Genomic DNA, 15,712 nt, shown 5'->3' with positions numbered 1-15,712 from the left:
TGAAGGCGGCGCAATCCTAGGCAGCAAGCCAGGCCGATTTTCCCGGCGACCCGTGCCGAAAATGACGTCCGAACCAAAGCCGGGGTTTTGCTGGCCGGTTACATAATGTAGACGGGCGCGCAGACAGTTACGCGGAAACGGAACATGGCTCGGATTCTCATCACCTCAGCGATCCCTTACATCAACGGGATCAAGCACCTCGGTAACCTGATCGGCTCGCAATTGCCGGCTGATCTGTATGCACGCTACCTGCGTGGCCGGGGGAACGAGGTCATGTTCCTTTGCGCCACGGACGAACACGGCACACCTGCCGAGCTGGCCGCAGCGAAAGCGGGCAAGCCAGTGGCTGAATATTGCGCAGATATGTACGAGGTTCAGGCCGACATCGCCAAGCGTTTTGGTATGAGCTTTGATCATTTTGGCCGTTCGTCCAGTGAGCAGAACAAGACGCTGACCCAGCATTTTGCCGGGAAGCTGGACGATGCAGGGCTGATCCGCGAAGTCAGCGAAAAACAGGTCTATTCCAACGCCGATGGCCGCTTTCTTCCTGACCGCTACATTGAAGGTACCTGCCCCAACTGCGGTTATGAGCGCGCGCGAGGCGACCAGTGTGAAAATTGCACCAAACAGTTGGATCCGACCGATTTGATCGAGCCGCGCTCGGCCATTTCCGGTTCAACTGATCTGGAGGTGCGCGAGACCAAACACCTGTACCTGCGTCAATCAGCGATGAAGGACCAATTGGATGCATGGATCGACAGCAAGAACGATTGGCCAATCCTGACAACCTCGATTGCTAAGAAATGGCTGCATGACGGCGACGGTCTTCAGGATCGCGGCATCACCCGCGATCTGGACTGGGGTGTACCTGTCAAAAAAGGCGATCAGGACTGGCCGGGGATGGAAGGCAAGGTCTTTTATGTCTGGTTCGACGCGCCGATCGAATACATCGCCTGCGCGAAAGAATGGGCGAATGCCAACGGCAGGACCGAGGCCGACTGGGAGCGCTGGTGGCGCACCGACAAAGGTGCGGATGATGTTCGTTATGTCCAGTTCATGGGCAAGGACAACGTGCCCTTCCACACCCTTTCCTTCCCGGCGACGATTTTGGGCACCAACACATACAACGAAGAATCTGGGTCATCCGAACGTTGGAAGCTTGTCGACTACATCAAGTCGTTCAACTACCTGAACTACGATGGTGGTCAGTTCTCGACCAGTCAGGGCCGTGGTGTGTTCATGGATCAGGCGCTGGAAATCCTGCCGGCCGATTACTGGCGCTGGTGGTTGCTGAGCCATGCGCCCGAAAGCAGCGACAGCGAATTCACGTGGGAGAACTTCCAGCAGTCGGTGAACAAGGACCTCGCGGATGTTCTGGGTAACTTTGCCAGCCGCATTACAAAGTTTTGCCGCTCTAAGTTTGGTGAGGCAGTTCCTGAAGGTGGCGCTTATGGCGACCGCGAGCAAGCGCTGATTGATGAGCTGTCCAAACGAGTCCGCGCGTATGAAGCGCATATGGAGGCGATGGAGGTTCGCAAATCCGCGCAGGAATTGCGAGCGATCTGGGTTGCGGGCAACGAATACCTGCAGGCTGCCGCCCCGTGGTCGACCTTCAAGGAAGACCCTGAACAGGCCGCCGCTCAGGTGCGTCTGGGCCTGAATCTGATCCGCCTCTACGCCGTACTCAGCGCACCGTTCATCCCTGAAGCCTCGGCCAAGATGCTGAGCGCAATGAACACTTTGGACACCAGCTGGCCTGACGATGTTGCTGCCGCGCTGGACGCCCTGCCCGCCGGTCACGCGTTCACGGTGCCGGACGTTCTGTTCGCCAAGATCACGGACGAACAGCGCGAAGACTGGCAATCCAGATTCGCTGGACAGCGCGACTGATATTTTGGATCACAACACCATAGTTACGGAGGCCATTTGGCCTCCGTTTTCATTTGAAATGGGGCAAAAACCGGGTTTGGGTGCCAAAACTCCATAGGATCTTGGCGTAAGTCCGCTTGAAACCGGAATAATTTCCGAGCGCACCACCCGGCTTACGCATTCAAGAAGCTTGAGATAAAGTTCCAAAACGGCCATCCTGCCAAGAAATCAGCACGACTCGTCGAGGCAACAGAGCCGCCCCGGCGCAATATCCTTAGGTCTAATGAGGCGCCCGCCATGTCCCTTGCATTAAAGAATTCTTTCTTCCGACACAGAGGTCCGGTCTTAGCCATCGCGGCCCTGACTAGTTTGGGCGTCTCGTTCACGGCGCTGGCCCAGGATCAAAGCGACGCGCCGCCGCCGAAAGTGTCTATTGCAGCGGCCTATACCGAAGAAATTACCGATGAGGCCGTGTTCATCGGGCGAGCCGAGGCCATTAACAAGGTGGATATTGTTGCCCGCGTGAACGGCTTTCTTGAAACTCAGGATGTGGAAGACGGTGCGCTTATCAAAAAAGACGACCTGTTGTTCACCATCGAACCCGATCTTTATGAGGCGACCCTGGAGGCCCGGAAAGCCGATCTGGACCGGGCGGAGGCCAATCTGGAGCTTGCCAAGGTCGATCTGGCCCGAAAGGAAGAGCTGTACAAACGCGATGCCACCCCGGAGTCCGAGCGTGACATCGCCCGCGCCAATGAACTGGTCGCCGAGGCCGAGGTCAAGGCCGCTCACGCTGCCATCCAACAAGCCGAGTTGGACCTGAGTTACACCGAGATCCACGCGCCGTTTGACGGGCGGATTGGACGTGTGGAAACCAGCGTAGGCGACGTTGTAGGGCCGACAAATCCTCCGCTCGTCAACCTGGTAAGCGAAGCTCCGATTTATGTAAATTTCTCTTTAAACGAAAAACAATTTACCTCGGTCCTCGAACAGGTTGGAGAGAGCGCAGCTTCACTTGCTGAAAGCAACAAAAGCCCGAATGTACACCTGACCCTGCCCAACGGAACCAAGCTCGACGAAACAGGTGAGATTGTTTTTGTGGACAACCGCATCGACCCTCTGACGGGTGCGATCACCGTCCGCGCTGAGTTCCCTAACACCGATCGGTTTATCATCGACGGCCAATTCCTGAGTGTTCAAATCGAGGCATTGGAACCGACCCTTCAGGTGCTGGTCCCTCAGGCCGCATTGCAACGCGATCAGCGCGGTGAGTTCGTGCTGGTGGTGAATGACAAGCAAATGGTGGAACAGCGCTATATCACGACGGGCGACGTGGTTGGGACGGCGATTATTGTGACGGATGGTCTGCGCGAAGGTGAAAGCGTGATCGTTGAGGGCCTGCAGCGGGTCCGCCCGGGCGTTGCGGTAGATGCCGTCGTCGCCTCTGAACAACCGGGAGAATAACGGATGTTCTCAGCCCTGTTCATTAGCCGGCCCAAGCTGGCCCTAGTTATTTCGCTTGTCCTTACGATCATGGGCGGCATCGGCTATTTGGTTCTGCCGGTCGCTCAGTTCCCGGACATTACGCCACCGGTGGTCAGCGTGACGACCACCTATACCGGCGCCAACGCCGAAACCGTGGAAAACACCGTCGCCGCACCGATCGAGGCGCAGGTCAACGGTGTGGACGACATGATCTACATGACGTCGACCTCGGCAGATAACGGATCCTATTCGCTCAACGTCACATTCGAAGTGGGCACCGACCCGGACATCGCCTCAGTCAACGTGCAGAACCGCGTGGCTCAGGCCATGTCGTCCCTGCCTGCCGAAGTGACCTCATCTGGCGTGGTTACTCAAAAAGCATCCACCAACATGCTGTTGCTGGTGACGCTGACCTCGCCGAATGAGACTTATGACAGTGTCTTTCTGTCCAACTATGCTTCGATCAACCTGAAAGACGCGCTGGCGCGTGTTCAGGGTGTGGGTAAAGCCGACGTTCTAACCAATCTGGAATACGCCATGCGGATCTGGATGGACCCGGATCAGATGGCTGCTTTGTCCATCACACCCGGTGACGTGATCAATGCAATTCAGGAACAAAACGTCGAAGTTTCGGCCGGTTCCATCGGCGCTCCTCCGGTCCCGGAAGGGCAGACCTTTCAATACACGATCAAAACCAAGGGCCGCCTGACCTCGGCCGCAGAGTTCGGCGACATTGTCATCCGAACCGGGGATGCCGGTTCAATCGTACGGGTCAAGGACATCGCGCGGGTCGAGCTGGGTGCAGAATATTATGCGGCTTCGGGCTATTTCGACAGTGTCCCGGCCACGGTAATCGGCATTTATCAGGCCCCTGGCGCGAATGCGCTGGCCGTGTCGGACCGTGTCGAGGCCGAGCTTGAGCGATTGTCCCGAACCTTCCCGACGGATGTAGAATACGCCGTACCTTTCAACACCACAGACTTTGTCAAACAGTCGCTGAATGACGTGGTCTCGACCCTGATCCTGACCTTCATCCTTGTGATCTCGGTGGTGTTTGTCTTCCTTGGAAGCTGGCGCGCGACGATCATTCCGGCGGTTGCGATCCCCGTGTCGTTGATCGGGACATTCGCGTTCTTGCTGCTTTTCGGTATGTCGCTGAACACGATCTCTTTGTTCGCGCTGGTGCTGGCCATCGGGATCGTTGTGGATGACGCGATCGTTGTGGTCGAAAACGTCGAACGGATCATCGCCGACGAAGGGCTTCCACCGGCTGAGGCAACGCGCAAGGCGATGGGGCAGATCACCGGTCCGGTGATTGCAACCACGTTGGTTCTGTTGGCGGTGTTCGTACCAGTCACCTTTATGCCCGGCATCTCGGGACGGCTTTATTCGCAGTTTGCTGTGACAATCTCGACCGCTGTGGTGATCTCGTCAATCAACGCGTTGACACTGTCTCCTGCGTTGTGCGGTCTGGTGTTGAAGGCACGGTCCGGCCCGCCAAAAGGGTTGTTGGCGGTGTTTGAAAACTTCATCGGTAGCGTTCGCAGTGGCTATGTCGCCATCGTACGCAAATTGCTGATCCTGCCGATCATCGGTTTGGGCATCATCGTTGCGCTGGCCATGGGTACAGGCACGATCATGTCCAACACTTCGAGTGGTTTCCTTCCGCTGGAAGACAACGGATATCTGTTCGTGGATGTGCAACTGCCAGACGCCGCAACGTTGGAACGGACCGAAACGGTCACTGCACGTGTCGACACACAGATCCAACAGATCCCCGGCGTCGCCAGCACAGTTCTGATCAACGGGTTCTCGATCCTGAACGGTACGACAACAAACGGTGCCGCGATTTTTGTGAACCTCGACAACTGGGATGAACGGAAAGAGGATGACCTGAGCGCTGATGCAATCCTGCAGAAAGTTCTGGCGATTGCCTATGGTGAAACTGCCGCATCGATAATCGCGTTCAACCCACCCCCCATTCAGGGTCTGGGCAACTCGGCAGGTGTGGAGATGGAGGTGCAGCAGACCGGAGGCGGCACGCCTCAGGACTTGGCGTCTGCAGTCGGCTCTTTCGTCTATTCGGCCAACCAACGACCGGAAATCGGGCAGGCCTACACCACATTCCGGGCCAACGTTCCTCAGTTGTTCGTGGATCTGGATCGAGAAAAGGCCAAGACGCTGCAAGTCTCGGTGGCTGAGGTGTTCCAGACGATGCAGGCGCAGTTGGGGTCATACTATGTGAACGACTTCAACCTGTTCGGGCGCGTGTATCGCGTGATGATCCAGGCCGACGGTTCATATCGTGATAATGTCGACGATATCTCGAACCTGTATGTGCGCTCGACAAAGGGTGAGATGGTGCCTCTGGGTACGCTCATTGATGTCGAAAACGTACTGGGTCCGGTCCTGCTGAAACGTCACAACCTGTTCCGTTCGGCGACAGTAACGGCGGTTCCGGCGCCTGGGTTATCCACTGGTGACGCGATCAATGTCATGACCGAGGAGTCCACGACTGCCCTGCCCCCGGGCTATGCCTTTGAATGGACCGGGACCGCGCAGCAGCAATTGGCGACCGGTGGTCTGGTAGTGATCATCCTCGGTCTGGCGATCCTGTTCGGATACCTCTTCCTTGTAGGGCAATACGAGAGTTGGACCTTGCCCGTGTCGATCCTGTTATCGGTGATCGTCGCCTTGTTCGGGGCGGTGGCGGCCGTGGCTATCGTGGGCAGCGACATCAACCTCTATACGCAGATCGGGATGATCATGCTTGTGGGGTTGGCCTCGAAGAACGGTATTCTGATCGTTGAATTCGCGATGGAACAACGCGCCAAGGGATTGTCGGTCAAAGACGCCGCAGCCGAGGCCGCCTTTCAGCGTTTCCGCGCGGTGATGATGACCGCCCTGTCCTTCCTGCTGGGAGTTGTGCCGCTTCTGGCGGCCAGCGGCGCGGGTGCCGCCAGCCAGAAAGCCATCGGTGTCGCCGTGTTCGGCGGGATGCTGGCAGCTACTCTGGTCGGCGTGATCCTAGTGCCGGTCCTATACGCCCTGCTGCAGGGGATGCGGGAATGGATCAAGGGAACCAAAGATGATCCGGGCCCATCAGAAGAGGCCGCGTGATCCAAAACAACAGCCCCGCCAAACTGGCGGGGCTTTTTACCTTTTTGGTCAGGCGTTCACTGCGACGGGTTTGGTTTTGCTATCCATCCAGCCTTGAATACCAGTGATCTGCTCGGCACTTAACCGCAGACCCATCTTGTTTCTGCGCCAGACAACATCTTCGGCCGTGCACGCATATTCCTTATCCATCAGCCACGCCAGTTCCCGCGCGGTTAGCGTTGCACCGAAGTCATCGCCCAGATCCGATACGGACTTGGCGTCGCCCAAAATTGTCTTGACCTCAGTGCCATAAGCGCGAACCAGACGTTGCGCCCAGACACGGTCCAGAAACGGGTAGTCGGCCAACAGTGCCTCGACCAAATCCGGTACGCCACCAACTGGAAAATCGCCGCCCGGAAGCGAAACGCCCGCAGTCCAAGGGCCGGGAAGATCGGGGAAATGCTCGGACACTTTGTCCATCGCACTCTCGGCGAGGCGCCGATAGGTGGTGATCTTGCCACCAAAGACATTCAGCACTGGCGCCCCACCCTGCGCGTCAACTTTCAGCGTATAATCCCGCGTCGCCGCAGTGGCGCTGCTGGCCCCGTCGTCATACAACGGACGCACACCAGAATAGGTCCACACGATGTCATCGCGCGTAACCGGTTTTTGGAAGTACTTCGAGGCAAACGCGCACAGATAGTCCTGCTCGGTCTCCGTACAGATCGGGAGCTCTGCCGGGTCTGGATGATCCTGGTCCGTTGTGCCGATCAGCGTAAAATCGCGCTCATACGGAATGGAGAAAATGATGCGCCCGTCTTCACCCTGAAAGAAATAGCATTTGTCGTGATCATAAAGCTTGGGCGTCACAATATGGCTGCCGCGTACAAGGCGCACGCCTTCGCGAGAGTCAACGTGGATCTTGCTCTGGATGATGTCCCCAACCCAAGGTCCACCTGCGTTGATCAGCATTTTGGCATGCACCACACGCGTTTCGCCGCTCTGCTTATCGCGGATGGTGATTTTCCACAGATCATCGACGCGTTTGGCCGCCAGAACTTCGGTCCGCACCAGGATATTCGCCCCGCGTGCCTCGGCATCGCGGGCATTCAGCACAACCAGCCGTGAATCCTCAATCCAGCAGTCGGAATATTCGTAGGCTGTGTGAAACTTGTTCTGCAACGGCCCGCCTTCCGGCGCGCTTTGCAAATCCAGTGAGCTTGTCCCCGGCAGGATTTTGCGCCCCCCCAGATGGTCATACATAAACAGGCCCAGACGGATCAGCCACGCCGGGCGCCGTCCCTTCATCCAAGGCATTACTGTGCTGAGAAGTCGCGAGGTCGGCGTTTCAGAATCAAACCGCATATCCTTGTGATACGGCAATACAAACCGCATCGGCCAGCTGATATGCGGCATCGCCCGCAGTAGTGTTTCACGCTCAATCAACGCCTCGCGCACCAGACGGAATTCGAAATACTCCAGATACCGCAAGCCGCCATGAAACAGCTTGGTCGAGGCCGATGACGTCGCCGAAGCAAGATCGTTCATCTCGGCCAATGTCACGGACAATCCGCGCCCGGCCGCATCGCGCGCTATTCCGCACCCGTTAATCCCACCACCAATGATGAAAAGGTCCGTGACCCTGTCCGTGTGCCGTTCCATGTCCGGATGATTCTCTTTGTTGGAAAAACCGGGCTCATTAACCCGATGAACGCGCGTTTCGTCAATGTTTACTTTCGGTTTTTTTCGTTTTATCACCACAAATCGAAGTGTTTCAAAAGTGTGGTTAAATATATCTCTGGGAAACCCTTCGAAATTAGAACAAAAACGAACCCACACCGTTTCGGAGCCGACCATGTCCCTTTCCTTTCGCCAGTCAGACATCCTGAACATCGCCAGACAGGATGGCCGTGTGATGGTGGATGACTTGGCCGCTCAGTTCGGGGTCACGGTTCAGACCATTCGCCGCGATCTGTCTGAGCTGGCGGATCTGGGGAAACTGGACCGGGTTCATGGCGGGGCCGTCATTCGCTCGGGCGTTTCCAATATTGGCTATGAGGATCGCCGCGCCCTGAACGATGAGGCCAAAGCGCGTATTGCCTCGGCCTGCGCCCGAGACATCCCGGACGGCGCGTCGGTTTTCATGAACATCGGCACTTCGACCGAGGCGGTTGCGCGCCAATTGGTGAACCACAAGAACCTGATGGTCGTCACCAACAACATGAATGTCGCCAATATTCTGGCCGAGAACACCGATTGCGAAATCGTCGTCGCGGGTGGTGTCCTGCGCAGATCGGATGGCGGTTTGGTGGGTAATCTGACAGTCGCGACCATCCGGCACTTCAAGTTCGACTATGCGGTCATCGGCTGCTCAGCACTTGATGAAGATGGCGACCTACTGGATTTCGACTTTCAAGAGGTCCAGGTCAGCCAGACGATCCTGGCCCAGACACGGCGCACCTTTCTTGTTGCCGATCATTCAAAGTTTCAGCGTGCAGCCCCCGCGCGTATCACCTCATTGGCTGAGATCGACACGTTCTACACCGACCGGCCTCTGACGGACCGCCTAAACAAGAGGTGTCAGGCGTGGAAGACCGATCTGCGCGTGTGCCAATAACCCCCTAAGTAGTTCTCCTAAAAGGTGAACTTGGCAAGAGTCTTCTTGCCAGACCTCCCTGCGCCTGACAGTATCGCCGCATTGCGTTCGTTGCACGGAAGGGGAGAACCGGGCCATGATAGCGCTTTTATTTGCGTTACTTACAGCCACCATGGGGCTGAATTATTTTCGACAAACAACGGCAGCCAATGCGCTGTTTTTCTTCACGCTGGCGTTGAGTGTGTACTGGCTGAAATTCCACGCCACCAGCCAACTGACAATCCAGTTGTAGGGGGCGATGATGACACCAGAACTGTCCCGAACCCTTAACGCCATAGGCATGCTGGCCGTCAGTCTAGTGCTGCTTTTGGCCTTTGTTTACCAACTGACGCTATACGAACTGCCCTGCCCGCTTTGCCTGCTGCAGCGCGTTGGCTTTGTCGCCGTGGGCGTCGGGCTGGGGTTGAACCTGCTATACGGCGCGCGGCCGCAGCACTATGCGTTGATGTTAATCGCAGCGCTTTATGGCGGCAGCGTATCGGTGCGCCAGATCCTTCTGCATATCGTTCCCGGCACGGGTCACTACGGCTCGCCCGTGTTGGGGTTGCACTACTACACTTGGGCCGCCATTTGCTTTTTCCTGATCCTGTTGGGCACCGCGGTTATGCTGCTGTTTGATCGCCAATACGCTGACGACACATCGGATCAGCCTCGTTTCGGTGGAAGCACCTTGGCCAAAACTGCCTTCTTCATCATGCTTGGTCTGGCTGTTCTGAATGCCGGTTCTACGCTGCTTGAATGTGGTCCCGGCATTTGCGCTGACCCGCCAACCAGCTACAAAGTGATTGACGAACTGGGCTCCAACAACTGAGGATGGGATAACCTTCCCGAACAGAGGCACAAACATGGGGTTACTTGGGCAGCCACTGGGCTATTACGACTACCTGACATTTGTTGCGTTGATTTTGCTACTGGCCGCCGTCATGGCGCTGTTTCTATTCGTGATGGGACTACCGGGCCGCATCGCGATCAAACGCAATCACCCCCATGCCGAGGCTATAAAGATCATGGGCTGGATGGGGTTTCTCGCCATCGTGCCTTGGGTCCATGCATTCATTTGGGCGTTCCACGATGGAACGGTGGTCGATATCCGCCGCATGCCCGATGATGAGCGTGAGGCGGTTCGCAAAGAAATCAAGCGCTTGGGTGGTGAGTTGACGGAAGAATACCGCGACCCGCTGGATCCGGAAGAGACGCAAAAGAGCTAACGCCAAAGGAAACTACAAAATATGTTTGTCGCCCTCGGCATTACGCTTTTCTACATCATTTTTGTCTGGCTTATCTTCTTCAAGTTCCAGTGGCTGAAGTTCAACATCATGTGGGGCATCGTATCCTTCTGGGTCGGTGCGCACCTGCTATTGATCTTTCTTGTCGCTCTTCGGTTTTTTCAGCCGTTCTCCATCGACAGCCACGTGGTCCGCTCAACGATCCAGATCGTGCCCCGTCTGACGGAACCAACCATCCTGACCGAGGTGCTGGTTGAACCCAATGCTGAGGTCAAGAAGGGTGATCCGTTGTACCGGTTTGATGACACCGTGTTTGCGCTGGAGGTTGAGGAAGCCACGGCACAACTGGTCGCGGCCGAGCAGAACGCCAAGATCCTTGAACAGGACGTCATTGCCGCAGGGGAAGCCATTGAGCGTGCCAACGCTCAACTTGCCTACGCACAGACGCAGCAAGCCCGATACGAAAACCTCGTACCCGCAGGTGGTGCGCGGCAGGACGAGCTAGATCGCTGGAACGAACAGGTGACTGAGGATCAGGCTCAGGTCAAAGAGGCCACGGCAAATCTGGAAAAGGCTCAGCTTGCGCTAGATTCCCAGATTGACGGCGTGAACACCGGCATCCTTCAGGCGCAGGCGCAATTGGACAAGGCCCAGTATTTTCTGGACAACACAACAATCTACGCCCCCGAAGACGGGATGATCGTGTCTCAACAGGCGCGTCCCGGTCTGGTCGTCGGCGATATCCGTCTGGGCGCTATTGCCAGTTTTGTCACCAAGGATAACCCCTATATTCTTGCGACCTACCGACAGCAGAACCTGAAATTTGTCGAGGTTGGCCAACCCGTTGAAGTTGCTCTTGATCTGTATCCGGGTGAAATCCTGACCGGTAAGGTCGAGGCAATCTGGTGGGCAACCCGACAAGGTCAGTACTTGCCGTCTGGCCGATTGCCGGGGTTTGAACTGCCAAAACTTCCCGGACGCATTGCCGTGCAAATCTCGGTCGATATCCCGGACGGGCACACCTTCCCTGCCGGTGGTCACGCGGCTGTGGCGATTTATACCGGCCAAGGCAAAAGCTTTGAGTTTCTGCGGCGGATCAACATTCGCCTCTATTCCTTCGCCAACTTCATTCGACCACTGGATATCTAAGGACGCATATGATGACCCGGGCCAGATTATACCGCCGACTGATGGGTACAGCCCTATGCGCCGCCCTTCTGGTCGGTTGTGCGCCAGTTGGCCCGGACTTCGTGCGCCCAAGCTCTCCGGTCGTGAAGCAATGGATCGAGGTCAATAGCCCAAGCACTGGTCAAAGCGGTCTGACCTCGCGCAGCGCTCCGGTGGTGAAATGGTGGCAGACCTTCAATGACCCCACTCTCAACAAACTGATAGCCGAAGCCTATGCCCAGAACCTTGATCTGCAGGTTGCCGGTGCGCGCGTTCTGCAGGCACGCGCGCAGTTGGGCATTGCGTTTGGCGAGCTGTATCCGCAATCACAGGCCATCGGCGCATCCATCGAACGCCGTCAGGTCAGCGACAACCTCGGACCGATTTCCGATATCCGCCGGATCATTCCGTTGGACACCGAGTTTTCGACCTCGCAAGTCGGCTTTGATGCCCAATGGGAGCTGGACGTGTGGGGCCAGCAACGTCGTGGCGTTCAGGCCGCGCGATCCAATCTGGCGCTGCAAGTGGCCAATTATGACGACGCGCTCGTCACGCTGACCGGCGATGTCGCGGCGCTTTATGTCAACATTCGTGCCTTGCAGGAGTCGCTGGCCGTGGCGCGCGACAACATCCAGTTGCAACAGGAATCTGCTGATCTGACCCAACTGCGGTTTGACAATGGCGTAACAACCGAGCTGGACGTGCAGGAATCCACGGCCCTGTTGAACAATACCAAGGCCTTGGTGCCAGAGATTGAAAGTGATCTTCAACAGGCCAAAAATGCTCTGGCCGTGCTGCTGGGAACCACACCGTCCCGCATGACCAGCCTACAAGGCAATTCCGGGCGGATCCCCTCTGCGCGTACGAATGTGTCTGTCGGTGTCCCGGCCGAATTGCTGCGCCGCCGCCCAGACGTTCGCGCAGCCGAGCTGGCAGCGGCCACGCAATCGGCGCAGGTCGGGATCGCTTTGGCCGACCTTTATCCGCAATTTATCCTGTCAGGTGCAATTGGCCTGCAGGCCTCGGGCGGGCAGGATCTGTTTTCAGCGGGCAGCAACACCGGGCTCGCGAATGCCGGAGTAGTCTGGAACGTGCTCAACTATGGCCGGATCAAAAACAACGTCCGCGCGCAGGATGCGGCCTATCAGGCGTTGATCGCCAATTACCAGAACACTGTCCTGACCGCCTATTCCGAGGTTGAAAGCGCGATGGTGGCTTATGCCCAGTCACGCAAGCAAGTTGGCTTTTATGAAAAAAGCGTCGCGGCTTCGCGCAAAGCGGCTGATATCGCCATCGACCAGTATCGGGACGGTATCGCCAGCTATTCGCGTATCCTGAACACGCAAACAGCGCTGCTGCGATCTCAGGCCAATTTGATTCAGGCCCGCCAGCAGGTTTCCAGCAATCTGGTTGCGGTTTACAAGGGATTGGGTGGCGGCTGGCAGATCCGGCAGAACCAAGAATTCCTACCAGAAACCGTTCTGGCCGAAATGGCATATCGCACGGATTGGGGCGATCTTCTGGAGAAAACCCCGACCCGCGCCAGTCTGAACTGAGTGATAGTTACTTCGTCAGCCCGCGCAAACCGCCTGAAATCAGGATGTTCACCTCGTACAGAATACGCGGCGCTGCCAATCCACCGGGGCTGGCGAGGTAATTCGGGCTCCATTCCGGATCGAACTTCTGCTTGAAGGATCGCAGCCCTTCGAAGTGATAGAACTGCTCGCCGTGCTCATAAACGAACCCTCCGACGCGGTTCCAGAAAGACGCCAGTTGCCGGTTCTCAATTCCCGAAAACGGTGCCGCTCCTAGCGAGAACCAATGGAACCCCTGCTCTGCCCCCCAGGTCATCATCTCGGCAAACAAGGCGTCCATGATAAAGTTCGACCCGTCCGGCTCATACCGCATCAGGTCCAACGACAATTCGGACTTGTTCCCGCCTTGGAAGAGGTTGGCGAAGGCGACGATCTTTCCCGTATCTGCCTTCTTCAGCACCGCGAAATCGAAATAGGACAGGTATTCATCGTCAAACCCGCCCAAGGCGAACCCCTTCTCCTCACCAGCCTTATGCTCCAGCCAATCGTCTGAAATCTTGCGCAATTCGGGCAACACAGGACCCACTTTGTCCTTCGGTATGATCTCGAATACGTAACCTTCGCGTTCGGCCCGGTTCTTGGCCTGACGGAACCGCTTGCGAGATTTGCCGTCCAGCGAGAAATCTTTCAACGGCACGCGCGCGACCTCTCCGATCTTCAGAATAGACAGGCCCAGATCCAGAAACGTCGGCAGGTACTTAGTTGATACGCTGTAGAAAGCGCACAACTTGCCCTCACGGTCCGCCATTTCGCGCAATTGCCAGATCAGTTGCTTTCCGGCTGTTTCATCCCCAACCGGCTCCCCCTTGGTGATCAGTGCATTGCCTGTGTCGGCATAGGCCAGAAATGCGTCATCGTCCGGTGAAATCAGGAATTGCTTGTCGCCGGTCAGTGAAATCTGCGACTCGGTGTCTTCGCTTTCCATGACCAGACGTTCAACAACCTCGGGAATCTCCGTCCGGACCGGTTCCGGAACCTCGCGCCCGAACAAAGAATTCACGGCCACGACGCCAAGAATAACCGCCACCACAAGACTGGATCGCAAAAAGCGTGAGGCGTCACCGTTCCACGCGAACTCCCACCACAAAGCGTTCTGATATTCGACATGCGAATAGGAAAACAGCCCGACCCAAAAGACGACCAAAAGCAAGGCGACCACGCTGACCAGCCACGGGATGTTCAGGCGGAATATCGATGCCCCGCTGACGCGGTAAAACGCCCCGCGAAACGTGGCCAGTAAGGCGATTGTGCCCAACATGCTGATCGCTTCGTGCGTATCGAGACCCTTGGTCAGCGATGCGACGAACCCGGCAACCATCAGCAGCATGGCCACTATCCATGCGCGGTACAGCTTGCGGAACAGGCCGCGTGAAACAAGGATCAGTAGAACTCCGACAGCGCTTCCGGCAAGATGCGAAGCTTCAACGAAGGACAAAGGCAGAAAGTCCCGCAATGCGCTAAGCTTCTCGCTGCCTGCAGGCAACGCCCCGGACACCAGCAGAATGACACCCGCCACAGCTGCGACACCGGCCGCGACCATCGGCACAATCGGACGGATCACGCGGTAAACCCACGTGGCGGCTCCGCTGATGTGATGTCGGTTCGTCAGGGCCGAAGCCACCGCGATGGACAGCGTCGCGATGGCGAACGGCAAGAAGGTATAAATCAACCGGTACAGCAAAAGGGCGGCGATCACATCAGACCGACCCGAGGCCCCTAGCCCGGCGATTAAAGTTGCCTCAAACGCGCCGATCCCGCCCGGAGCATGGCTGAGAATTCCGACCGCGATCGCGCCAATGTAAACGGTGAAGAAGAACGGAAACCCGACCCCCAGATCATCCGGCATCAACACGTACAGTGTCATTGACGCCCCAAACAGGTCACCCACAGCCGCCAGCGTCAGCAATCCTGGCAACTTGCCGCCCGGCAAATTGAAGCCCAAACCGCCGGTGGCCAGCCTGCGTCCGCCCTTGGAGAGCCAAATGAACAAGGCTGCAAAACCAACAAGCAGGCACAGCCCTATCACGGTTTCGACCGTGTCACTTATGGGCAGAACCTTGGACACCCCGTCTGGGTGAAAGGTCAGCAACCCGCCCAGTAGCAGAATGAAACCTGACCAAAATGCGATCCACGATGTAGCAATCACTCCCGCAACCCGACCCAGATCAAGACCCAGGGACGCATAGATCCGATACCGGATCGCCGTGCCAGTAATGTAAGAAAACCCAAGGCAATTCGACACGGCGTAGCCACAGGCCCCAGCCATGCCTGCGACAGGCAAAGGGACCTCGCCATCCGCCACACTTTGCACGGCAAACACATCGTAAAGTGAGAGAGATAAAAAGCTAACAGCCGTCCAACACAGGGCGAAAAACATCAATTTCCACGATGTATTCGCGACGTCGGTTTTTACATCAGCCCATTTGACGTGCGAAGACAGCTCGTGCAGGACGGTCAGGGCAATAAGCGTGACCAGAATCGGTATCGCGATCCGGACAAGGGGCTTTTCAAGAAACCCCGTAACCCGTTCGGCCAGGCGTACAGCCCAGAGTTCTTCGACATTTTCATGAGTTGCCATGCTTTGTCCCTGCTCTCAGGCTCGATCACACTCTGCA

Annotated in this window: 11 protein-coding genes; 9 read left to right on the top strand and 2 right to left on the bottom strand. The window is 56.9% G+C overall.

Annotation, left to right across the window (positions count from 1 at the left end; all coding sequences use genetic code 11):
• Positions 1-144 precede the first annotated feature (144 nt).
• The 3 genes from metG (at position 145) to AC2FD9_RS01965 (ending at position 6,474) form a co-directional block, all read left to right on the top strand.
• Positions 145-1,890, top strand: a complete 1,746-nt coding sequence (gene metG / locus AC2FD9_RS01975) for a methionine--tRNA ligase (RefSeq protein ID WP_496835123.1) — start codon at positions 145-147, stop codon at positions 1,888-1,890.
• Between the two features lie 276 nt (positions 1,891-2,166).
• The gene (locus AC2FD9_RS01970) at positions 2,167-3,333 is read left to right on the top strand and encodes an efflux RND transporter periplasmic adaptor subunit (RefSeq protein WP_496835121.1); all 1,167 of its coding nucleotides are present in this window, start codon (positions 2,167-2,169) and stop codon (positions 3,331-3,333) included.
• Between the two features lie 3 nt (positions 3,334-3,336).
• Complete coding sequence (locus tag AC2FD9_RS01965; protein ID WP_472723605.1) at positions 3,337-6,474, top strand: efflux RND transporter permease subunit; 3,138 nt, start codon at positions 3,337-3,339, stop codon at positions 6,472-6,474.
• Between the two features lie 48 nt (positions 6,475-6,522).
• Here the strand turns inward: AC2FD9_RS01965 and glpD are convergent, their stop codons facing one another.
• The gene (glpD, locus tag AC2FD9_RS01960; RefSeq protein WP_496835119.1) at positions 6,523-8,115 is read right to left on the bottom strand and encodes a glycerol-3-phosphate dehydrogenase; all 1,593 of its coding nucleotides are present in this window, start codon (positions 8,113-8,115) and stop codon (positions 6,523-6,525) included.
• Between the two features lie 193 nt (positions 8,116-8,308).
• Between glpD and AC2FD9_RS01955 the strand changes: the two genes are divergently transcribed.
• The 6 genes from AC2FD9_RS01955 to AC2FD9_RS01930 all read left to right on the top strand — a co-directional run bounded on the left by AC2FD9_RS01955 (position 8,309) and on the right by AC2FD9_RS01930 (position 13,058).
• Positions 8,309-9,070: a DeoR/GlpR family DNA-binding transcription regulator gene (locus tag AC2FD9_RS01955; RefSeq protein ID WP_282168477.1), complete on the top strand. Its 762-nt coding sequence runs from the start codon at positions 8,309-8,311 to the stop codon at positions 9,068-9,070.
• Between the two features lie 115 nt (positions 9,071-9,185).
• Positions 9,186-9,341, top strand: coding sequence for a DUF5993 family protein (locus tag AC2FD9_RS01950; protein ID WP_199528470.1), 156 nt, complete (start codon positions 9,186-9,188; stop codon positions 9,339-9,341).
• Positions 9,342-9,350: 9 nt separating this feature from the next.
• Complete coding sequence (locus AC2FD9_RS01945; RefSeq protein ID WP_282118643.1) at positions 9,351-9,920, top strand: disulfide bond formation protein B; 570 nt, start codon at positions 9,351-9,353, stop codon at positions 9,918-9,920.
• Positions 9,921-9,954: 34 nt separating this feature from the next.
• Positions 9,955-10,317, top strand: coding sequence for a DUF3302 domain-containing protein (locus AC2FD9_RS01940; protein ID WP_113788976.1), 363 nt, complete (start codon positions 9,955-9,957; stop codon positions 10,315-10,317).
• 21 nt (positions 10,318-10,338) lie between these two features.
• The gene (locus AC2FD9_RS01935) at positions 10,339-11,484 is read left to right on the top strand and encodes an HlyD family secretion protein (RefSeq protein WP_282168478.1); all 1,146 of its coding nucleotides are present in this window, start codon (positions 10,339-10,341) and stop codon (positions 11,482-11,484) included.
• Positions 11,485-11,495: 11 nt separating this feature from the next.
• Positions 11,496-13,058: an efflux transporter outer membrane subunit gene (locus AC2FD9_RS01930; RefSeq protein ID WP_496835118.1), complete on the top strand. Its 1,563-nt coding sequence runs from the start codon at positions 11,496-11,498 to the stop codon at positions 13,056-13,058.
• A gap of 7 nt (positions 13,059-13,065) precedes the next feature.
• On the opposite strand, the gene mprF is transcribed toward AC2FD9_RS01930, so the two are convergent.
• Positions 13,066-15,675: a bifunctional lysylphosphatidylglycerol flippase/synthetase MprF gene (gene mprF, locus AC2FD9_RS01925; protein ID WP_496835116.1), complete on the bottom strand. Its 2,610-nt coding sequence runs from the start codon at positions 15,673-15,675 to the stop codon at positions 13,066-13,068.
• Positions 15,676-15,712 lie beyond the last annotated feature (37 nt).

Source organism: Ruegeria sp. YTSC230 (genome assembly GCF_059609665.1).
Note: the sequence above shows the minus strand (reverse complement) of the source record. Positions and strands in the feature narration are given on the sequence as shown.